Raw genomic sequence first — 21107 nt, 5'->3', positions numbered from 1 at the left:
TCCGCCTCAATCCTCCCGCGTCAAAACCTCCAACAATTCAATCTCAAACACCAGATTCGAATTCGGCGGAATCTTGCCCATCGTCCGCTCGCCGTACCCCAAATGCGCCGGCACCAGCAGTCTGCGCTTGCCGCCCACTTGCATGCCCATCAGCCCCTGATCCCAACCCTTGATCACCCGGCCCGTGCCAATCACGCACTGGAAAGGTTTGCCACGGCTGTGAGAAGAATCGAACTCGCTGCCGTCTTCCAGCCAGCCGGTGTAATGGGTGGTAATCAGCGCGCCTTTGACGGCAGCCTTGCCCTCGCCCACCTGAAGATCGATTATCTGCAGTTCATCAGTCATGACATTCACTCAATTGCTTTACTGGCGGCCGTTTTCCCAGAAATGGCAGTGATTGGCAAGCCGATTGCGCAGAGCAACGCTATTACTCCGCGGATTGTGGACCTTGCGATGCAGGAGGTCAGACACAGCAGGATTTCGAGGTGGGAAGCCCTGCACGAGTGCATGCGCAGGGCCTTTGAGTCCGGGGATTAACGTTCGACAGGCTGCATCTCGACAATGGTGCCGTTGGTAATCATGACCATCACGTACTTGTCATTGATCTGCACCCACTGCGCCTGATCGACCGGCGCTTTCAAGCCTTTCTGTTTCCAGTTTTTCAACGCTTTGTCGCTGCGCTGATAAATGTCTGGAGCCCGGTCGTTGACCTTCAATTCGCGGTCGCTGGTCGGCGACTGGACCGTGGGTTCGCTTGAGGTTTGCGCCGCTTGAACAAGTGGGCTGATCCCGGCAATGCCGGCGACCAGGGCCAGGCTGGCGATTAGGGTTTTGCTGTTCATCGGTGAACCTCCTTCAGATGTGTGATACCTGAACTCCGACTGCGGAGGACTGGAATCATTCCTTGTTTTTTTGCCTGAGCTGGCTGGGGAATTGTCGTTGGCAGGCAGATCGTCATCGCTGGCAATTCAGCTCCCACAGGTTTGCTTGGTGTTGCAGGGACAGCGGGTACACCGCAAAAACTGTGGGAGCTGGCTTGCCAGCGATGACATCGGTACATGCAGCATCTTCATTACCTGAACCACCGCTTTCGCGAGCAGGCTCGCTCCCACAGGAAGTGGTGTTTCAGAGGATTGATCCGCTTTGCACATCAATCCATGCCAACAATGCAATTAACATCCTGTTACAGCTGCGCGACCATCCGCCGCAATAACAACCGTGCGCCGCTTCCACGTCGCGCACGTCATAAAAGCGGTGGAGATTTTTCTATGACAGCCTCAATCCCACACGGCGGCTCGCGGGCCGGCGCCATTTTCCGGGTCACCTCGGGCAACTTCCTCGAACAGTTCGACTTCTTTCTGTTCGGCTTCTACGCCACGCAGATCGCGGCGGTGTTCTTCCCGGCGAGCAGTGAGTTCGCTTCCCTGATGATGACCTTTGCCGTATTCGGCGCAGGCTTTCTGATGCGTCCACTGGGCGCCATCGTGCTGGGTGCGTACATCGATGACGTCGGTCGGCGCAAAGGGTTGATCGTCACCCTGTCGATCATGGCCAGCGGCACGATCCTGATTGTGCTGGTGCCCGGATACGAGACCATCGGTCTGTTTGCGCCAGCGCTGGTGTTGATCGGACGGCTGTTGCAGGGCTTCTCCGCCGGTGCGGAACTGGGCGGTGTTTCGGTGTACTTGTCGGAAATCGCCACCCCTGGCCGCAAGGGCTTTTTCACCGCTTGGCAGTCCGCCAGTCAGCAAGTGGCGATCATCGTCGCGGCAGCCTTGGGCTATGCGCTGAACGCGTGGATGGCGCCGGATGTGGTTGCCGATTGGGGCTGGCGCATTCCGTTTTTCGTCGGTTGCATGATCGTGCCCTTCATCTTTTTCCTGCGCCGTAATCTGGCAGAAACCGAAGAGTTTGCCGCACGCAAACACCGCCCGAGCATGAAGGAAGTGTTTCGCACGCTTGGTCAGAACTGGGGCGTGGTGCTCGGCGGCATGTTGATGGTCGCGCTGACTACCACCGCGTTCTACCTGATCACCGTGTACGCGCCGACCTTCGGCAAGACTGTGCTGCACCTGAGCACTTCCGATGCGTTGCTGGTGACCTTGCTGGTTGGCATGTCGAACTTCTTCTGGCTGCCGATTGGCGGCATGTTGTCCGACCGTATCGGCCGGCGCCCGGTGCTGATCGCCATGGCGCTGCTGGCACTGGCCACCACCTATCCGGCGCTGTCGTACCTGGTGCAGGCGCCGAGCTTCAGTCATATGTTGCTGTCGCTGCTGTGGCTGTCGTTCATCTACGGCATGTACAACGGCGCAATGATTCCGGCGCTGACCGAGATCATGCCGGTTGAAGTGCGAGTAGCCGGTTTCTCCCTCGCCTACAGCCTGGCAACCGCGATTTTTGGCGGTTTCACCCCGGCGATGTCGACCTTCCTGATCCAGTACACCGGCGACAAAGCGGCGCCGGGTTACTGGATGAGCGTCGGCGCACTGTGTGCGTTGTGCGCCACGTTGTACCTCTATCGCCGCGCAGGCGGCCGTTTGCAACCGGTTGCCGCATAAGGAGCAATCACCTTGAAAAAACTGATCAATCTCAGCGCCATCGCCCTCTTCGCTTTCAGCGCCCTGGCCCATGCTGAACAGCTGAATGTGATGACGTCGGGCGGCTTCACCGCCGCCTACAAAATCCTCGGCCCGAAATTCGCGGCCGCCACCGGCAACACCCTCGACACCCAACTCGGCCCGTCGATGGGCAAGGCGCCGGAAGCCATCCCTAATCGCCTCGCTCGCGGTGAGCACGCCGACGTGGTGATCATGGTCGGCTACGCCCTCGATGACCTGATCAAACAGGGCAAGGTCGACCCGGCCTCGCGGGTCGAACTGGCGGATTCACGGATCGGTCTGGTGGTGCGTGAAGGCGCGCCGAAGCCGGACATCAGCAGCGTCGAAAGCCTGAAGAAAACCCTCCTCGACGCAAAATCGGTGGCCTACTCCGACAGCGCCAGCGGCGTGTACATCGAGAAGGAGTTGTTCAATAAACTCGGTGTCGAGGATCAACTGAAACCGAAAGCGAAGATGATCCCGAAAGTCCCGGTCGGCTCGGTGGTCGCCACCGGCGATTATCAACTGGGCTTCCAGCAAGTCAGCGAATTGCTGCCGGTGCCGGGGGTGACGTTTGTCGGGAAGATTCCGGAGTCGGTGCAGTCGGTGACGCGCTTCGCCGCCGGCATCCCGGTCGGCGCACAGCATCCAAAAGAGGCCAAGGCCCTGCTCGACTATCTTGCCGCGCCTGCCGCCCAGGCTGACGTGCAAGCCACCGGGCTGGATTCGGTCAAGCGCTAAGCGTTGGTGGCTGGACTTTCATTTCCACTACCAGCCGCTCCAGTTCCAATGCCGCCGGGGTCAACGTGCGACCCCGGCGCTTGAGGATGCCGACACTGCGCATCACTTGCGGATCGGTCAACGGCACCCGCGTCAGGATCGGATGATCCGGCCCGGGCATCGCCATCAGCGGCACCGCCGCCACCCCCAGCCCCGCCTCCACCAGACCAATCATCGTGGTCACATGCCGCGTCTCGCAGATGCTCGGGCGCTGCGGCACCACGCTGCTCAAGGCCTGATCGAGCAGAAAACGGTTGCCGGACGTCTTGTCCAGCGAGATGTAATCCTGCTGATAGAACTCGTCCCAGGTCACGCTGCTGCGTCCGGCCAAAGGGTGATCGCGCCGGCAAGCGACGACATAGCACTCCTGCACAAGCGGTTCGAAATCGACTTTGGCATCCTGCGTGCCCAGAAAACTCAACCCGAAATCCGCCTCGCCGTTGACCACTGCGCTCAACACGTCGTGGGCGCTGGAGTCGAGGACTTTGACCTTGATCCGCGGAAACTGCTGGTGATAGCGAGCGACCACCCGCGGCATGAAGTAGTACGCCGCCGAGGGTACGCAAGCCACGGTGACATGACCGAGTCGGGTCGATGCGACTTCACTGATGCCCAGCAGCGCCACGTCCAGATCATCCAGCAAACGCTCGACGCTGGGCATGAAGCCACGCCCGGCCTGGGTCAGGCTGACTTTGCGCGTGGTGCGCTCGAACAGCTTTACGCCGAGGGCGTCTTCAAGCTTCTCGATGCGTCGGCTCAGGGCCGGTTGTGACAGGCGCACGGTGTCGGCGGCCTTGCGGAAACTGCCCTGCTCGACCACGGCGCGAAAGGCTTGCAGGTCGTTGAGGTCGAAGTTGATGGCCATGGCGGACTCGAAAAGATTGATTCGTGAAGGCTATCAATGTAACCAAATGATGCAACTTATTACAGATTTGATGATATCGCCCTAGTGGGAGCGGGCTTGCTCGCGAATGCGTTGGTTCAGTCGCCATTAACATCGACTGAACCAACGCATTCGCGAGCAAGCCCGCTCCCACAGGGTTTTGTGGTGGATTGACGAGCGGCGCAGCCCTTATCCTTGTCACCCCCCGCCGTACCGCTGTCAGGAGTCAACCCATGCCCCATGAAGGCAACCTGTTACAAGCCGCTGTCGTGTTTCTCTTCGCAGCCGTGCTCACCGTACCACTGGCCAAGCGTCTGCAACTGGGCGCGGTGCTCGGTTATCTGTTGGCGGGGGTGATCATCGGCCCGTCGGTGCTCGGCCTGATTGGCAATCCGCAGAGCGTTGCGCATATTTCCGAACTGGGCGTGGTGTTGCTGTTGTTCATCATCGGCCTTGAGCTGTCACCCCGTCGCTTGTGGGTGATGCGCAAGTCGGTGTTCGGCGTAGGTCTGGCGCAGGTGCTGCTGACGGCGGCAGTGATCGGCGTGCTGGCGTTGTACGTGTTCGGTCAGCCGCTGAACAGTGCGATCGTGCTCGGTCTTGGCCTGGCGCTGTCGTCCACCGCATTCGGCCTGCAAAGCCTGGCCGAGCGCAAGGAACTGACCAGCCCCCACGGGCGACTGGCGTTTGCGATTCTGCTGTTTCAGGACATCGCCGCGATCCCGTTGATCGCGCTGGTGCCGATGCTCGCCGGCAGCGCCCACGCCAGCAGCAACGCGGAAAGCCTGAACCACGGTTTGCAAGTGCTCGGCGGGATCGCCGTGGTGGTAGTCGGTGGACGTTATCTGCTACGCCCGGTATTTCGCGTAGTGGCGAAAACCGGTCTGCCGGAGGTCTCCACCGCCACCGCATTGCTGGTGGTGATCGGTACGGCGTGGCTGATGGATCTGGTCGGCGTGTCGATGGCGCTCGGGGCTTTCCTCGCCGGCCTGCTGCTGGCGGACTCGGAGTATCGCCATGAACTGGAAGCGCAGATCGAGCCGTTCAAAGGCCTGCTGCTCGGGCTGTTTTTCATCAGCGTCGGCATGGGCGCCAACCTGAGTCTGCTGCTGAGTGCGCCGATCACTGTGCTGGGCCTGACGCTGCTGCTGATCGGCTTGAAGTTGCCGCTGCTGTTTGTGGTCGGGCGTCTGGCCGGTGGGCTGACCAAAATCAGTGCGATTCGCTTGGGTATCGTGCTCGCCGCCGGCGGTGAATTTGCCTTTGTGGTGTTCAAGATCGGGCGCGATCAGGGCCTGTTCGAACCGCGCCTGTATGACCTGCTGGTACTGACCATCACTCTGTCGATGGCCTTGACGCCGTTGCTGCTGTTGATCTGTGCACGATTGGTCAGCCCGAAAGTGCAGCCAGTGGAGGTGCCGGAGAAATTCCGCGAAATCGACACCGAGGCACCGCGCGTGGTGATTGCCGGCATGGGGCGAATGGGCCAGATCGTGGCGCGGATTCTGCGTGCGCAGAACATCAAGTTCGTGGCGCTGGACACCTCGGTGGAAACCATCGAACTGTCGCGCAGTTTTGGCGGCGTGCCGGTGTTCTACGGCGACCCGATGCGCCCGGAAATCCTCAATGCGGCGAAGGTTGGCGAGGCGGAGTATTTCGTGATTGCCACGGATGATCCGGAGACCAACATCAAGACCGCCGAGATCGTGCGCAAGCTGTATCCGCACATGAAGATCATCGCTCGCGCACGTAACCGTCAGCACGTGCACCGCCTGGTCGATGTGGGCGCCGAAGCGATTCGCGAGACCTATTACTCCAGCCTGGAAATGAGCCGCCGTACCCTGGTCGGCCTCGGTCTGACCCAGGCCCAGGCCGATGCGCGGATCAAGCGTTTCAAACACCATGACGAACAGGTGCTGGAAGCCCAGCACGCGGTCTACGACGACGCCGCCAAAGTCCTGCAGACCGCCCAGGAAGCCCGGGCGGAGCTGGCGCGGTTGTTCGAGTCTGATCAACTGGAAGAGGAAGCTCGCAAAGTCTGATCTCCTTGCACAGATCCAAGCTTCAGGCCTGCTGCACTGACGCCTTCGCGGGCAAGCCCGCTCCCACAGGTTTTGTGAACGACCGAAACCCTGTAGGAGCTGGCTTGCCAGCGAAGAGGCCTGCACATTCAACATCAAAGTCACTGGGATCAGGCCAGCTCTAACTCCCGCTCTTGCTTGACCGGCGCCACCTCAAACCGATCCGCCAGGAACGGTGTGATATCCAGCGGCAGCGCTTCCTGATTGACCAGTTTGTCCAGCAGCACGCCGGTGATCGCTGAGGTCAGAATACCGGTGCGGAAGTGTCCGCAGGCATTCAGGTAACCCTCCACCCCACGCATCGGCCCGAGGATCGGCAGCTCATCCGGCGAGCCCGGACGCAATCCGGCCCAGGTGCGCTTGAGGTTGACGTCCTTGAGTTCCGGCAGGCAGCGCACCGCGCCCTGCACCAGTCCGGCGATTTCCGGGTAGGTGGTGGTGACGTCGAAGCCTTTGTCTTCGGTGGTGCTGCCGATCAGGATTTCGCCGTTGTCCTTCTGCGCCACATAGCAGTCGCTGGTGGTCAGGCAGCCGTTGAGGATCTTCGGCATGCGTTCGGTCAGCAGAATCTGGCCCTTGACCGGTTTCACCGGGATACGAATCCCCGTCGCCCACTCACTCAAGTCCGCCGCCCAGGCACCAGCGGCGTTGATCAGGGTCTTGCAGTGGAACACGCCCTCCTCGGCCGTCTGCACGCCAGTCACACGGCTGCCGTGGTGCAACACACCGGTGACGTTGGTGTTGACGAAGATGTCGACGCCATTCTGCCGCGCGCCTTCCATGTAGGCATCGGCGAGACGGAACGGGCTGACCTGGTGATCGCAAAGAAACTCCAGCGCGCCACGGGCCTCATGGCTGACGCTCGGTTCCGCTTCACGCAGCGCCGCCTGATCGAGCCAGCGCACCTGATCGGCCAGATGCGGAATGCAACTGACGATGTGCTCGGCGTAGAGGCGGTCTTCGTCGTCATAGATGACGAACTTCAGCCCGGTCTTTTCAAACTTGAAATCCATCCCGTGCCGGTCTTTCAGCTCACGATGCAACGCCGGGTACAGCGCGTTGGACTGCAAGGCGAAATCGAAGAACGACTCCGGCAGGATGTGCGGCGTGCTGGCGTCCACCGCGACCGCCGCGCCCTGGGTTTCGCGCTTGCGGTTGGCCGACATCATGCGGAAGAAAATCACCCCGCAGCCCAGCCCCACCGACTCGCCGATGGCCCACAAGCCTCCGGCCGAAGCGCGGGTCGCGTTGCCCGGGCGCTTGGCGTCGATCACCGCCACCTTGAGGCCCTGGCGCTTGGACAATTGATAGGCGCAGGACGCCCCGATCACGCCGCCACCGGCAATGATCACGTCATAGAACTTACTCATGGGATGCGGCCTCCGTGCCGACGGACTGGAACGCGGAAAAAGGGATCGGATCAATCGGGAAGCGCGGACGCAGCCAGCCGACGTCCTTGCGCCCGGTGGCCTGACGCAGACGGTCGCTGCAGTAGCCGACACACATCCGCCCCTGACAATCGCCCATGCTGACGCGGGTGCGCATTTTCAGGCTGGCGATGTCTTGCACGCCCTGCTCCAGCGCCAGATCGATGTCCGCGCGGGTGGCGTGTTCGCAGCGGCAGATCACGGTGTCGGCGGCCGGCAAAGCGGTCTGGCCGACACCGCGTTCGGTGTAACGGTCGACGGCCGCACGGAAGCGCACGATGGATTTGAGTTTGCCCAGATAACGATCGCGGCGAACCCGCGCCAGCTCTTCTTCGATCACCCCGCGTTGCAGGAGGATCGAGGTCGCGGCGATCTTGCCGGCGAGCATCGCCGCTTCACCACCGCGAATCCCGCCCATGTCACCGGCCAGATGCACGTGCGGCTCGTTGCTTTGCTGCCAGTTGTTCGAATTGGCGCGCAGGTAACCGTCGTCGCTGAAACCGTGATCGAGGCCCATCTGCTGACTGAGCTGGGTGCGCGGAATGAAGCCGTAACCGACCGCCAGGGTCTGCGCTTCGAAGCGCTCGATGCGCGTCAGGTCCGGCTCCCAGGTGGCCGAGTAAGGTGCCACGGTGACGCTTTTCAGCTCGCCGTCGCCGTGGGCTTCGACCACGCCCCAGCCGTAGTTCATCGGGATGCCGTGGAGTTTCAGGTAAGCGAGCATGCTCAAACCGTCGAGGAACAGCTGCGGCTTGTTCAGCAACGCCAGGCTTTCGCGGGCGATCTTGCCGAAGGCGCAGGCTTCGTACACGCCCGCGACCTTGACGCCGGACGCGTGCAGCTGCGTTGCCACCAATGGCAGCAACGGCCCGGTACCGGCGATGACCACCGGCCCCTGCGGCTTGACCACGCCACTTTTGATTTGCAGTTGCAGGCCGCCGAGCATGATCACCCCCGGCAGGGTCCAGCCGGGAAACGGCACGCTGCGTTCGTGGCAGCCGGCGGCCAGCAGCAATTGCGGATATTCGATCTCGTGCAGCTGCTCGTCGCCGTCGAGCACCACCAGCGCACGGGTGCCTTCGGCGCCGACCACGCGATGATTGAGGCGCACGTCGATCAACCCGGACTGTTCCTGGAAATCACCGTGCAGTTTGCTCAGGGCTTCGGAATAGCGCGGCCCCAGATAATCCAGTTGCACGCCGTCGCGCAGCGGCCCGCGATAGACCACGCCACCAAGACGCGAGGCCTCTTCGAGCAAGGTGCAGCGCACCCCATGACGCGCCAGCTCGATGGCCGCCGCCATTCCCGCCGGACCACCGCCGACGATCACCGGTTGCAGGCTCATACGACCTCCTGCTCGTTGATGCGGTTGACCTGGGTTTCGATCTGCATGCCGTCGCGCACCACGGTCTGGCAGGCACGGCGCTTGTGGCGGCCGTTGATCTTCACCAGGCAGCACTGGCACACACCCATGCCGCAGTAGGCGCCGCTGATCTGGCCATGGTCGTTGCGTGCGACCTGGCGCACGCCAAGGGACTGGATAACGCTTAGGACGGTTTCGCCAATGGCCGCCGTCACCGGTTGACCATTGATGTGGACGGTCATATCCGCCTGGGTCAGGGGCTGGATATCGAAAGTGCGTTCTAGGCAGTGCATTACGAAGTTCATCCGTGAAAAGGTTCAGGGGGAAGGTATTGCGTCAGCTCCTTGCTGCTCTACACCGTACGGCCCGTTTAATTGTTCGATTACAGGCGGGCTCGCGGGTACTTCGTCAGCGCAGCAAAGTGCGCGTGAAGCACTGTAGTTCAAACCTCAGCGAAGGCCTGGAACATTTACGTTAGGGGAAGTTACAAACGCGAATATTGATCCAGGCCAGTGAAAGCGGTCGGATTGTTCAACGATTCGGTTGAAGAAGACGAATGGTGCACGCCAGAAAGCAAAAAGCCGCTTTCACCGTGAAGTGAAAGCGGCCGAGGCATGGGCCTCAATGGAGCATTGGAATCAGTGTACGAACAGGGCGATCAGGATGATGATCGGGATTGGCACACCGAGGAAAAACAGTAATAGAGAGCGCATGGTGATTCTCCTTGTTAACGGACTGGAGGCAGAGTGGTCGTGGTGGCGTAGGTCTCGACTTCAACGTACTCGACCGCATCCCGGCGACGACCGCCGAAGGTGGCGGCGAGACTGGCGAAGAACGCACCGGCCAGCAACGCGATGAACATCCACAGCGAGGTCCAGGCAGCAACTTTCGCAGCGGTGTCGGCAGCCTGTTGGGCTTTGACTTTGGCGTCGGCGATGGCCTTCTGAGTGCGGGCATACACTTCATCGACACGCTTCTCGGCGTCGGCCTGACTCAGATTGGTTCGTTGTGCGACCAGTTGCGCGAGGTAGGTACGGTCTTCCGGACTGAGTTGGCCGTTGGCCAGGCTCTGGGCGAAGATCCGCGCTACGGCGCCATGGGCGGCATCATCACTGACCGATGCTGGACGGTCATCGCGGAACAGATTGTCGATGTAGTAACCGTACTGATTGCTGTCAGTGTTGGCCGCTGCGCTACCGGCAGCCTGAGTCGCGGCTGCCGCTGCGCCACCGGCGACACTGGCACCGGCCTGCACACCGCCACTGATCACACTGCTGACCGAGCCGACTACCAATACTGCGGTGACCAGCGTGGCCACACACCAGGCGAGGAAGCCATGGGCAGTATCACGAAAATACACTTCATCCCCGTGCATGTTGGCCCACTTCACCCGCAGGCGACCGGCGATGTAGCCACCCAGACCGGAGGCGATGATTTGCGTCGCCGCCAGCCAGACAATCGTCGAAATCCCCAGACCCTTGGCGCTGATGCCCTCCCCGGCCCAAGGTGAAACGGCAGAGAATCCCAAACCGAAGCCAAGCAGCACTAAAATCATCGACAGTGCTGCGGCCGCCGCTGCGCCCGCGAAAATCGCGCCCCAGGACACGCCTGACACGTTGCTCGACTCTCCTTCGAAGGCAGGATAAAACCCATCAGAGGATCTATTCATTGTTGTAGTGCTCCAGGCATGAAAAATGGTGTTACAACTCGTCACGAGATGAATTGCAGCGACCGTGCCAGTCGAGAGCACGAAATAAATCTTTCAATTTCAACGATTTAAAAAGACTGAACTTCTACATTCATTGCAATTTGCAACAATGGACGGAAAGCAGCGGGTTTTATGCATTGACGCCAACGCCGCGAAGCGCCCCGAATTGACGTTTGTGACAGGCTATACATGAAAGTTAATTTAAAGCGCGACGCAAAATACTTGGCAAAATGCAGCCATTCCGTTTGAACCGATCAAGGCCTGCCCTATGACGCGTATTTTGACCATCGAAGACGACGCCGTGACTGCCCGTGAAATCGTCGCCGAACTCAGCAGCCACGGCCTGCAAGTGGATTGGGTCGACAATGGCCGCGAAGGCCTCGACCGTGCCGTCAGCGGCAACTACGACCTGATCACCCTCGACCGCATGCTGCCGGAACTCGATGGCCTGGCGATCGTCACCACTCTGCGCACCATGGGCGTGGCCACGCCGATTCTGATGATCAGCGCGCTCTCCGATGTCGATGAGCGCGTGCGCGGCTTGCGCGCCGGTGGCGATGATTACCTGACCAAACCGTTCGCCACCGACGAGATGGCCGCACGCGTGGAAGTGCTGCTGCGCCGCCAGAACAGCGTTGCCACCCAGGCCACCACGTTGCAGGTCGCCGACCTCGAACTCGATTTGATCAGCCACGAAGCACGCCGCGCCGGGCAGGTGCTGACGCTGCTGCCCACCGAATACAAGCTGCTGGAATTTCTCATGCGCAACAGCGGGCAGATCCTGTCGCGGATGATGATTTTCGAAGAAGTCTGGGGCTATCACTTCGACCCGGGCACCAACCTGATCGACGTACACATCGGTCGTCTGCGCAAGAAGATCGACGCGGCGGGCAATGTTCCGCTGATTCGCACGGTACGGGGCTCGGGTTATGTCATTGCCGAACCCGTCTGACGGCTGGCGCTCCTCCAGCAGTCGACTGCTGGCGCTGTACAGTTCGCTGTTCGTGGCCTGGAGCGCGATCCTCATGGGGGTCATGTATTTCGAGGTCTCCAGCTATCTCGATAACCTCGCCAAGCATTCGTTGATGCAACGTCAGCATCTGTTTTCGCACTTTCGCGGTGAACAACTGGAAGAAGCGCTCGCCGCCAGCATGACCTTCGACATCCGCGGCATCGACGCCTATGGCTTGTTCGACGCTCAGGGCATGTACCTCGGCGGCGCGTTGCAGCAACTGCCCGAAGGCCTGCCGCTGGATGGCAAGATCCACACCCTGGATGACTGCGCCGATTCCGATGACCCGACACTGCCCGCCGATAGCTGCGACGCGGTGGCGACTCAGACCCGCGACGGTCGCTGGCTGGTGTTGTTGCGCGATAACGGTTCGTTGTTCGCTGTGACGCGGATCATTCTGCACGCGTTGTTCTGGGGGGTATCACTGACGATTCTGCCGGGGATTGCCGGTTGGCATCTGCTGCGCCGCCGACCAATGCGCCGCATCCGCGCGATTCAAGACAGCGCCCAGGCGATTGTCGCCGGCGACCTGACTCACCGCTTGCCGCTGTCCAACCGCCGCGATGAACTGGACATGCTCGCCGCCATCGTCAACGCCATGCTCGATCGCATCGAACGGCTGATGCATGAAGTCAAAGGCGTGTGCGACAACATCGCTCACGATCTGCGCACCCCACTGACACGCTTGCGTGCGCAGTTGTATCGCATGCAACAGCAGGCTGGTGAAGGTTCTCAGGAGGCGGCGCAACTGGACCTGGTGCTGGCCGAGGCCGATACGCTGATGGCGCGGTTCCGTGGGTTGCTGCGGATTTCCGAGCTGGAAGACCGTCAGCGGCGCTCAGGTTTTGTCGAGCTCGATCCGGTGCAACTGCTGGAAGAACTGCATGAGTTTTATCTGCCACTAGCCGAGGAAGGCGAACTGCTGTTCGTACTGAACATGCCGGAAACCCTGCCGCCGCTCAATGGCGACCGGGCGTTGTTGTTCGAGGCGCTGGCGAATCTGTTGAGCAACTCGATCAAGTTCACTCCGGCGGGCGGTACGGTGATTTTGCGTGGTGTGAATGACGGCGGGCACACGCGGATTGAAGTCCACGACTCCGGCCCCGGGATTCCCGAAGCCGAGCGTGAGGCGGTGTTCCAGCGTTTCTATCGTGCCGAGGGTGGACAACCACAGAGCGGCTTTGGCCTGGGTCTATCGATTGTCGCAGCGATTGTCAGCCTGCATGGCTTCAATCTTGAGGTGGGCAGCAGTGAGCTGGGCGGTGCAAAACTGGTGCTGGATTGTCGGCAGAGTTTGATCGCCAACTCCTGATCCCCTGTGGGAGCGAGCCTGCTCGCGAATGCGGTGTGACAGTCAATGCAGATGTTGACCGATCCGACGCCTTCGCGAGCAGGCTCGCTCCCACAGTTTTTGCGTTTTGCCTGTCAGGTCGGGTAATTGGCCCGCAGCGCCTCAAGGCCACCCTGATAGATGCCGGTGAACAGCGCCACCACTTCTTCCTCGCTCACGCCTTTGGCGTTGAAGCGTCCCGACCACGTTACCCGGGCGCCCTGCCCCTGAGCTTCAACCTTGATCGTCGCCAGATAGTCAGTCGCCGGGAACGGTGCCTGTTCGATCGAGTAGCTGTAGGTCCTGGCAGCGTTGTCGAACGCTTGCAGGCGCTCGATCACCACCGCGCCGTCGGCGGTTTGCAGGGTGCGCACGCGTCCGCCATCGCTCAGTTCACTCTTGGGAATCAACGGCAGCCAGTCCGGCAGCGTGTTGAAGCCGCCGATCAATTGCCAGACCTGATCGGCCGAAGCCGGGATGTCGATGGTTGCTGATGCAGTTGCCATAAATAAACGTTTCTCCAGAGTCTTCGCGGTTCAGATCGCCATACTGTCGACTACACCGCCATCCACGCGCAAGGCCGCGCCAGTGGTGGCGGAGGAAAACGGCGAAGCGATGTACGTAACCAGATGCGCCACCTCGGCAACATCGGCCACCCGCTGGATGATCGACGTCGGCCGCGCTCTGCGCACAAACGCATCAGCCTCTTCACGCAGATTACGGCCGGACTCGGCCGCAGCATCCTTGAGCATGTGTTCCACGCCACCGGTAAACGTCGGCCCCGGCAGGATCGCATTGACCGTCACACCGGTGCCCGCCAGACGCTTGGCCAAGCCATGGGACACCGCCAGGTTGGCGCTTTTGGTCACGCCGTAATTAAGCATGTCGGCCGGGGTCGCCACACCGGATTCCGAGGACAGGAAAATCACCCGTCCCCAGCCCTGCTCGACCATCGCCGGCACGTAATGCCGCGACAGGCGCACGCCGGAAATCACGTTGACCTCGTAGAAACGCGTCCACTCGCTGTCCGGGGTGTCGAAGAAATCCACGGCGTCGAAAATGCCGAGGTTGTTCACCAGAATGTCTGCGCGCGGTTCAGCGGCGAACAGTTTTTCCGCACCTTCGGCAGTGCCCAGGTCGGCCGTCAGACCGCGAAGTTGCGCACCCGGCACCTGCTGGCGAATGCTCGCCAGCGCTTGCTCGACCTTGGCCGTTTCACGCCCGATCACCACAACCGTGGCTCCGGCCTCGGCCAGTGACTGACTGATGCCCAGACCAATGCCACCCGTGCTGCCGCTGACGATGGCCAGTTTTCCACTCAAGTCGATTTTCATGGGTTCACCTCTTTGATGGGCAATACACGGACAAATAGAAGGAATGGATCAGCGTAGACGCGATGTTGGCCGGATGAAGGCGTTGCCGACCAAAGACTGGTCACGACCGATCCGACGCCTACGCGAGCAAGCCCGCTCCCACTAGGGATTGTCGGTGGATGGAGGCTCTCGGGCTGGCCCGGATCAAGGATGGGAGTGGGCTTGCTCACGACGGGGCCGGGACATCCGGCTTCAAGGTGACTGACCCGCTACCTACGCGGGTTCAGCGGCGTCCTACACTGAAAGGATCAGCCGCTTTTCAAGAGATGATCATGAAAATGTCTGCGCAAATGACCGTGGTTGCGGTGCTCGCCACCCTCGCCTACCTGGGCCTGGCGGTGTGGGGCATTGGTGGGCCGGCGGTGTTCTTTTCGCATGGGGCGCTGGTGCTGGTGGCGCTGGCCACGGTGCTGATGGTGGTGGCGTCGCTGTTCACCGACGTGAACATGAGTTCGGGCGAGCGCGAGGACCGCGCCAATCGCTGGGTGATTCCGGCGTTCGGCGTGATCGGTCTGGTCAGCGGTTTTCTCCCGGCGTACTGCGATCGCATCGACTTCTGGACCTTCGGCGCTGAAGGCGTGCGCTGGCTCGGCGCCTTGCTGTTTATCGTCGGTGGCACGCTGCGGCTGTGGCCGGTGTTTGTGCTGGGCTGGCGGTTCAGCGGTTTGGTGGCGATTCAGCCGGGGCATCGGCTGGTCACCGACGGCATTTACACACGCCTGCGCAATCCGAGCTATCTGGGGCTGGTGGTCAACGCCGTAGGCTGGGCGCTGGCGTTTCGTTCCAGTGTCGGGTTGATTCTGGCGGCGCTGACGCTGATTCCACTGATCGCACGTATTCACTCGGAAGAGGCGCTGCTGCGCGGGCAGTTTGGTGCAGAGTACGAGGCTTATTGCGCGCGTAGCTGGCGATTGTTGCCGGGGGTTTACTGACGCCATCGCCAGCAGACTGAACTGGCTCCTGCAGTGTTGGATAGCGGGCAACATTTACGGCCCGACATTGATCGAATGTGGGAGCGGGCTTGCTCGCGAATGCGCTGAATCAGTCGACATCGCATGCAACTGAAAGACCGCATTCGCGAGCAAGCCCGCTCCCACAGGGGACTTTGTAGTGTCAGGCCTTTTGCAGGTGCAGTTGACCTTGGCTGTCGACGGTGACGCTCAGCGCCTCATAACTGTCGATAGTCGCATGGCGGGTTTCGAGGGGATGCTGGTGCGTCGTGGTGATGATCATCAGCGCTGCACCTGCCGCTTCAGCGGCCTGAATACCGACAGTGGCATCTTCGAAAATCAGGCAATCAGCGGGATCAAGCCCCAGACGTTGCGCGGCCAGAAGATAACCCGCCGGATCAGGCTTGCCAGCCGTCACATCCTCCGCCGTGATCATTACTGCAGGCTCGCAAATCCCCGCCGCAGCCATCCGCCGCAACGCCAGAGCCCGTGGCGCCGAGGTCACCATGGCCCAGCGTTCGACAGGCAGGCTGGCGAGAAACGCCGCGGCCCCAGGTATCTGCACAATCCCTTCGACATCATCGATTTCCGCCTGCGCGATAAACGCCGCTTGCGCCTCGGCGTCCACTCCCGGCAGGTTCAGCCGGCGGATGGTGTCGATGGCGCGAGCACCGTGTATGGTCGGCAGGAAACTCTCGACATCAACCCCGTGACGCTCGGCCCACGCTGCCCAGACTCGCTCGGCAGCAGCGATGGAATTGAGGACGGTACCGTCCATGTCGAACAGGAACGCGCCGAACGCGCGGTCGAAGACGTTATCGTGAGCAGACAAAAGGTCGCATCCTTTGACAAAACTGGGCGGATTGGCCGGGCAATGTAGCATTTTTACCCGGCAGTTCGACCCGCCATCTCAGTGCAGACGTGGCGCCTTGGACTTGAAAGCGCTGTCGACACAGTCAAGCAACTGGCCGATCGCCCAGGGCTTTTTGATGAACGCCACCGGATGCTTGACCCCGGAAGTTTCCGGGGTTTCATAACCGGACATGACCATCACCGGCTTTTCCGGCCAGCGGTCGCCAACCAGATTGGCCAGCCCGGCGCCGTTGATTTCACCGGGCATGGTGATGTCGGTCAGCAGCAACGCGACATCCGACGCGTGCTTTTCCAGATACAGCTTGGCGGCATCCGCGCTGGTTTGCGGCTCGACCTTGAAACCTTCCTCCTGAAGAATTTCGCAGAGAAACTCCAGAATCAACGGGTCGTCCTCAACCACCAGAATCAACCCGCCAGGAAGGAGCGCGCTCGGTGTCGGTGTTGGACTCATGAACTGGCACTCCCTGAATTGCATTAAAGACTTAGCGGCTCGAATCCGCTGCTTATCTGGTATGAGCAGCGCGCCCTGCATAAATTCATTTTTGATACAGGTCTTTTCTTAACAGTGGTCAATTGCCTTGGCTGACCGGCGTTCGCCAAGTGGTTTTTGTGGTTAAAATGCCGGCCCTTTTGCTTGCCGACCGTGACTGATGAACCCTGAAGCCCTCGCCACACTCCGCGCCCATCTGCTGCCTGCACTCGCCACGGCGCCGAGCGAAACCCGCCGCCTGTTCCATGGCCGTGGGCGTTGCTGGCCGGGGCTGGAACAGTTGACGGTGGACTGGCTGCAAGGCGTGGTGCTGGTGTCGCTGTTCAAGGAGCCGCAGCCCGAACAGCTCGAAGCGCTCAAGCAATCGCTGCTCGACCTCAGCACCTCGGCGGAATGGCAAGAGTCCGGTGCCCACACCTTGCTGGTACAACATCGTTACCTGCCGCAGAGCACCGCCGAATGGCTGCTGGGCAATGAAATCGACGAGATGAGCATCGTCGAGGGCGGCTTGCAGTACCGCGTCGACCTGGGCCGCAAGCAAAACGCCGGGCTGTTTCTCGACATGCGCTACGGGCGCAACTGGGTGCGTGAGCAAGCAGCGGGCAAACGCGTACTGAACCTGTTCGCCTACACCTGTGGGTTTTCCGTGGCAGCCATCGAAGGCGGCGCCAGCCATGTGGTCAACCTCGACATGTCCCGCGCCGCACTGAGCCGCGGTCGTGACAATCACCGGCTGAACGGGCATGACCTGAGCAAGGTGAGTTTCCTCGGCCACGACCTGTTCAAGTCGTGGGGCAAGGTGATCAACAGCGGCCCGTACGACTTGGTGATCATCGACCCGCCATCGTTCCAGAAAGGCAGTTTTCTGCTGACCAAGGATTACCAGCGCGTATTGCGTCGTTTACCGGAATTGCTCACGGCTGACGGCACGGTGCTGGCGTGCATGAATGATCCGTCGTTCGGTTCGGTTTTTTTGATCGATGGCGTGACGCAAGAGGCGCCAAGCTTGCGCTTTGAGCAACGGCTGGAGAATCCGCCGGAGTTTCCGGATATTGATCCTGAGAGCGGCTTGAAGGCGCTCGTCTTCAAACGCCTCGGACTGACCCGACATCCCGCGAACCCCGCTCATCCCTGTAGGAGTGAGCCTGCTCGCGAAGACTGACTCACCGGCAACCCATTTCTTCAGAAGGACAAAACCCGCCGCCCCGATCAACCGGGGCGGCGGGTTTTGTCGTTCAGGCCGAGATCAACCGTCCCCACCTACAATGCGTGCTCACTGAGCATGCCGCTGACGACTTTCGCCCTGTCCTGCCCGCGAACAATCACCCCGGCGCCTCGCGACCGTTCATCGCAAATACCTCCTCACCTGTAATTTCTGACAGTAGCCAGAGCCGTTATCTTCAGCGCTGAATAACTCCACGCCCTTTGTCTCCCGACAGTTCGCTTGGAGTTCCGTCCATGCTCGTTCAGCCCAAGATGAAAATCTCTGCCCCCCATTCATTGCTGGACCCGATAGTGCTCGGGCGCCTCCTGCCTTCCGGCCAGTGGGGGATCAACCGGGCGGCGGTGTTCACTTTTCCCGACCTCGGCCTGCTTGTTGTCATCCCCGTCTGGGCCAGCAAGGCCGTTGGAGATACCGCCAAGCTGCTGCTCAATGGCCGTGAGGTCGACGGGCGTCCCATCATTGACGAGACCGAGCTCAAGCAACCGACCCTCTTGTGGGTGGCTCCCCGTCATCTGCAGACTGGTTCTTACGAACTCACCTACGAAATCAAACAGCCCAATCAAAAAGAAGAGCGTCCGGACAAGCCCCTCAACCTCTTCGTCAAACTGGAACTCCCCGGTGGCCAGGACATCGACCCGGGCCCTGGTCACTCCAACCTGTTCATGTACATTCCCCCGGAAATCGTTAACGGCGGGGTGGACAAAGACGTTGCCGAAGCGGGAGTGCCGATTGTCATCAGGTCCGCGTCCGGCAGCGGCTCGCCTTACCCCGACATTGCGGTGGGCGACGTCATTCATCTCAGTTGGGGTGGCTTTTTTGAGTATTCCACACCGGTGACCCTGGAGCAGATCAACGATCCAGCGGCAAACCCGATATTGATCACGGTCTCCAAAGCCACTATTGAACGGGCTGGTGACACCGACCTCTCTGGTCTGGCGGTCACCTTCAAGGTGCGCGACATCGTCGGCAATGAATCGGAAGACTGGTGCAAGGAAATCCGCATCGTCGTCACCACCGGCATCGACCTGCTGGCCGCACCGATTGTTCAGGAGGCCGTCAACAACAAGCTCGACGTCGATAAACAGGGCGACAACGACATCACGGTGCATGTCACGGCCGACCGACCAGACTTCGAGATGGGTGACATCATCCACTTGACCATGCTCGGCACCACCCTGGAGGGCGAAAAAGTCGAAGTCACCGCCCAGCCCCAGACCGTCGACAACATCCCGCATAACTACGAGTTCAAGCTGCCCATTGCCGACGTGCGCAAACTGGTCAATACCCAGGTCAGTTTCTTCTATCGGCTGGAACGCAGCGGCAGCAGTGACCCGTTACGCTCAAAAAGGCAGTTTGTACAAGTCACCGGCGCAGCCCACCGCCTGGCCGCACCGATCATCGAAGAAGCCGAGGGAGAATTCATCGATCCCTCCGAAACTCAAATCAACGTCCGCATTCCGTTCGATCCGGCCATCGAGTACGGCATGGGCATTGAGCTGTTCCTGTTGGGTAAAAGCCCGGATGGCAGCACCTTCCTGCCTGAGTTGAAGTGGCACATTCCGGAGGAGGATGAAGTCGAGAATCCCGAAGGTTTTGTCATCACCGTCGATGACTACAACCTCAAGCTCCTTGACGGCGGAACCCTGAAGGGGTGGTACGACCTGCTGATAGCCGAAGGCGACGAGATCCTCAGACGGGAGTCGCTGCACACGAAATTGCTCAATGTGGGTGAACCGAAATTCGAGCTGGACGTACCCATTGTCCTCGGGGTGCAGAACGGCTTCCTCGACCCGGCCACACTGCCCGGCGGTACCAGTAGACTGACCATCCCCAGGCCCGTGGTGAAGCCATGGGTAGCCAACGACGAGGCCACCTGGAAGTGGGTGGGCGACATCTCCGGCGAGGAACCCGGGTCCCGCACATTCAATGCCGTCACCGCCCAGCAAGACTGGGTCATCAACCTGGACGCCGCCTTCGTCGCCCAACACATCGAACCGAACCGCGGCAGCAAGATCACCGTCCGCTACCAGCTCTGGCGCCATGCCACAGATGAGACCAGCCTTTCGAATCCATTGGTGTTCACCGTGGGCGTCGCGCTGGAACTGCTCGCCCCCTCGATCAAGGAGAACAACGGCGACAGCACACTCAACCCGCTGCTGGTCAGGGACACCTTGACCATCGTGGTGCCGGACAACAGCGCGTTGCTGCCAACTGATGAAATCATCGCCACCTGGACTGGCGCACAAGGTACGCCCGCAGGCGGTTCGCACACCTCTGTTCCTCGGCCGCTGGGCAGCAACCGGGAGTTTGTGATTCCAAATAGCGTGGTCGCGTTCAACCTGAACAAAGATGTGAAGGTGTCCTACGTCGTCATCCGCGACGGCAAGCCGCTGCCGTCCCTCGTCTTTGATTTGACTGTGTTGAGCATGCCGCAGAATGAACTGCTCAAACCGATCATCAAGGACGCGGACAACAGCGGCGAAGGCCCTGAGTTCAACGTAGGGAATCTGACCAGCAATGCCACCTATCGCATGGGCGTCTGGCCGTTGATTGCCACAGGCCAATATGTCTGGCTGCGTCTGAAAGGGACGAACGCTGATGGCAGCGACTACAACCTGCAGATTCATACGGCACCGGGTTCAATGGTCAGCGACAAGTGGCTCGAACAAGGTTATTACGAGCGGAGCATCGCCTTTGCAGGCTTGAGAAACCTTAAGGATGGCAGCCCGCTGACCATGGAATTCAAGGCCGCGTTCGGCAAGAGCACGGATGAGAGCGAGGCGGTGCCCTTCCCCGTGCGTACTTACACGATCAAAGCGTTTGAGGATGTGCGACCAGAAATTACCGAATCGAAAGACTCCAAAGGGAATGAGATTGCCAAAGGCGGATTCACCGTTGATACCCAGATCAAGTTGTCAGGGGCCGGGGCCAAAGGTCAGAAAGTCCAGATCAAGGATGGCACCACCGTCAAAGGTGAAGCCACGGTTAACCTGACGACCGGCCTGTGGGAAC

The 21107-nt window shown here is 60.6% G+C and carries 18 protein-coding genes and 1 pseudogene; 8 read left to right on the top strand and 11 right to left on the bottom strand.

Annotation, left to right across the window (positions count from 1 at the left end):
• Nucleotides 1-6: 6 nt before the first annotated feature.
• Nucleotides 7-345, bottom strand: a complete 339-nt coding sequence (locus QRN61_RS20035; RefSeq protein ID WP_027613229.1) for an FKBP-type peptidyl-prolyl cis-trans isomerase — start codon at nucleotides 343-345, stop codon at nucleotides 7-9.
• 188 nt (nucleotides 346-533) lie between these two features.
• Nucleotides 534-842, bottom strand: coding sequence for an RcnB family protein (locus tag QRN61_RS20030; RefSeq protein WP_027613230.1), 309 nt, complete (start codon nucleotides 840-842; stop codon nucleotides 534-536).
• 426 nt (nucleotides 843-1268) lie between these two features.
• On the opposite strand from QRN61_RS20030, the gene QRN61_RS20025 reads away from it, so the two are divergent.
• Together QRN61_RS20025 and QRN61_RS20020 are read left to right on the top strand one after the other, a co-directional pair.
• Nucleotides 1269-2561, top strand: a complete 1293-nt coding sequence (locus QRN61_RS20025; protein ID WP_285374891.1) for an MFS transporter — start codon at nucleotides 1269-1271, stop codon at nucleotides 2559-2561.
• Nucleotides 2562-2573: 12 nt separating this feature from the next.
• The gene (locus tag QRN61_RS20020; RefSeq protein ID WP_027613232.1) at nucleotides 2574-3341 is read left to right on the top strand and encodes a substrate-binding domain-containing protein; all 768 of its coding nucleotides are present in this window, start codon (nucleotides 2574-2576) and stop codon (nucleotides 3339-3341) included.
• Here the strand turns inward: QRN61_RS20020 and QRN61_RS20015 are convergent.
• The gene (locus tag QRN61_RS20015; RefSeq protein WP_097088034.1) at nucleotides 3331-4245 is read right to left on the bottom strand and encodes a LysR family transcriptional regulator; all 915 of its coding nucleotides are present in this window, start codon (nucleotides 4243-4245) and stop codon (nucleotides 3331-3333) included. The genes QRN61_RS20020 and QRN61_RS20015 overlap by 11 nt on opposite strands.
• Before the next feature lie 251 nt (nucleotides 4246-4496).
• Between QRN61_RS20015 and QRN61_RS20010 the strand changes: the two genes are divergently transcribed.
• Nucleotides 4497-6305, top strand: coding sequence for a monovalent cation:proton antiporter-2 (CPA2) family protein (locus QRN61_RS20010; RefSeq protein WP_285374889.1), 1809 nt, complete (start codon nucleotides 4497-4499; stop codon nucleotides 6303-6305).
• A gap of 149 nt (nucleotides 6306-6454) precedes the next feature.
• Here QRN61_RS20010 and hcnC read toward each other — a convergent pair whose 3' ends face one another.
• From hcnC to QRN61_RS19990, 4 genes are all read right to left on the bottom strand, one after another.
• Nucleotides 6455-7714 (bottom strand): cyanide-forming glycine dehydrogenase subunit HcnC, encoded by a 1260-nt coding sequence (hcnC, locus tag QRN61_RS20005; RefSeq protein WP_115990140.1) that lies wholly within the window; start codon nucleotides 7712-7714, stop codon nucleotides 6455-6457.
• Nucleotides 7707-9116: a cyanide-forming glycine dehydrogenase subunit HcnB gene (gene hcnB / locus QRN61_RS20000; protein ID WP_115990141.1), complete on the bottom strand. Its 1410-nt coding sequence runs from the start codon at nucleotides 9114-9116 to the stop codon at nucleotides 7707-7709. Before hcnB ends, hcnC begins: the two co-directional genes overlap by 8 nt.
• Complete coding sequence (hcnA, locus tag QRN61_RS19995) at nucleotides 9113-9427, bottom strand: cyanide-forming glycine dehydrogenase subunit HcnA (RefSeq protein ID WP_027613237.1); 315 nt, start codon at nucleotides 9425-9427, stop codon at nucleotides 9113-9115. The genes hcnB and hcnA overlap by 4 nt, the downstream gene beginning before the upstream one ends.
• Nucleotides 9428-9861: 434 nt before the next feature.
• A complete protein-coding gene (locus QRN61_RS19990) occupies nucleotides 9862-10803 on the bottom strand; it encodes a hypothetical protein (RefSeq protein ID WP_027613238.1) in 942 nt (313 codons plus the stop codon).
• Between the two features lie 307 nt (nucleotides 10804-11110).
• Here QRN61_RS19990 and QRN61_RS19985 point away from each other — a divergent pair, with 307 nt between their 5' ends.
• A complete protein-coding gene (locus QRN61_RS19985) occupies nucleotides 11111-11794 on the top strand; it encodes a response regulator transcription factor (protein ID WP_027613239.1) in 684 nt (227 codons plus the stop codon).
• Nucleotides 11772-13166 carry a sensor histidine kinase gene (locus QRN61_RS19980; RefSeq protein ID WP_285374883.1) on the top strand — a complete coding sequence of 465 codons (1395 nt, stop codon included), beginning with the start codon at nucleotides 11772-11774 and terminating at the stop codon, nucleotides 13164-13166. Before QRN61_RS19985 ends, QRN61_RS19980 begins: the two co-directional genes overlap by 23 nt.
• Nucleotides 13167-13279: 113 nt before the next feature.
• On the opposite strand, the gene QRN61_RS19975 is transcribed toward QRN61_RS19980, so the two are convergent.
• The gene (locus QRN61_RS19975; RefSeq protein WP_285374881.1) at nucleotides 13280-13690 is read right to left on the bottom strand and encodes an SRPBCC family protein; all 411 of its coding nucleotides are present in this window, start codon (nucleotides 13688-13690) and stop codon (nucleotides 13280-13282) included.
• 30 nt (nucleotides 13691-13720) lie between these two features.
• Entirely contained in the window at nucleotides 13721-14518 is a 798-nt protein-coding gene (locus QRN61_RS19970) for an SDR family NAD(P)-dependent oxidoreductase (RefSeq protein WP_027613242.1), read from the bottom strand.
• Between the two features lie 311 nt (nucleotides 14519-14829).
• Here QRN61_RS19970 and QRN61_RS19965 point away from each other — a divergent pair, with 311 nt between their 5' ends.
• Nucleotides 14830-15489 carry a methyltransferase family protein gene (locus QRN61_RS19965; RefSeq protein WP_027613243.1) on the top strand — a complete coding sequence of 220 codons (660 nt, stop codon included), beginning with the start codon at nucleotides 14830-14832 and terminating at the stop codon, nucleotides 15487-15489.
• Nucleotides 15490-15670: 181 nt separating this feature from the next.
• Here QRN61_RS19965 and QRN61_RS19960 read toward each other — a convergent pair whose 3' ends face one another.
• On the bottom strand, nucleotides 15671-16339 hold the full coding sequence (locus QRN61_RS19960) for an HAD-IA family hydrolase (RefSeq protein ID WP_285374878.1): 669 nt from the start codon (nucleotides 16337-16339) through the stop codon (nucleotides 15671-15673).
• Between the two features lie 78 nt (nucleotides 16340-16417).
• Nucleotides 16418-16831, bottom strand: coding sequence for a response regulator (locus tag QRN61_RS19955; protein ID WP_027613245.1), 414 nt, complete (start codon nucleotides 16829-16831; stop codon nucleotides 16418-16420).
• A gap of 199 nt (nucleotides 16832-17030) precedes the next feature.
• Here QRN61_RS19955 and QRN61_RS19950 point away from each other — a divergent pair, with 199 nt between their 5' ends.
• The gene (locus tag QRN61_RS19950; RefSeq protein ID WP_285374875.1) at nucleotides 17031-18032 is read left to right on the top strand and encodes a class I SAM-dependent methyltransferase; all 1002 of its coding nucleotides are present in this window, start codon (nucleotides 17031-17033) and stop codon (nucleotides 18030-18032) included.
• A gap of 296 nt (nucleotides 18033-18328) precedes the next feature.
• Nucleotides 18329-21107, top strand: a pseudogene (locus QRN61_RS19945) (hypothetical protein); the annotation flags it as partial.

The organism is Pseudomonas sp. lyk4-TYG-107, from assembly GCF_030209055.1.
GTDB lineage: Bacteria > Pseudomonadota > Gammaproteobacteria > Pseudomonadales > Pseudomonadaceae > Aquipseudomonas > Aquipseudomonas putida_A.
This window is presented reverse-complemented; position numbering and strand designations above follow the sequence as displayed.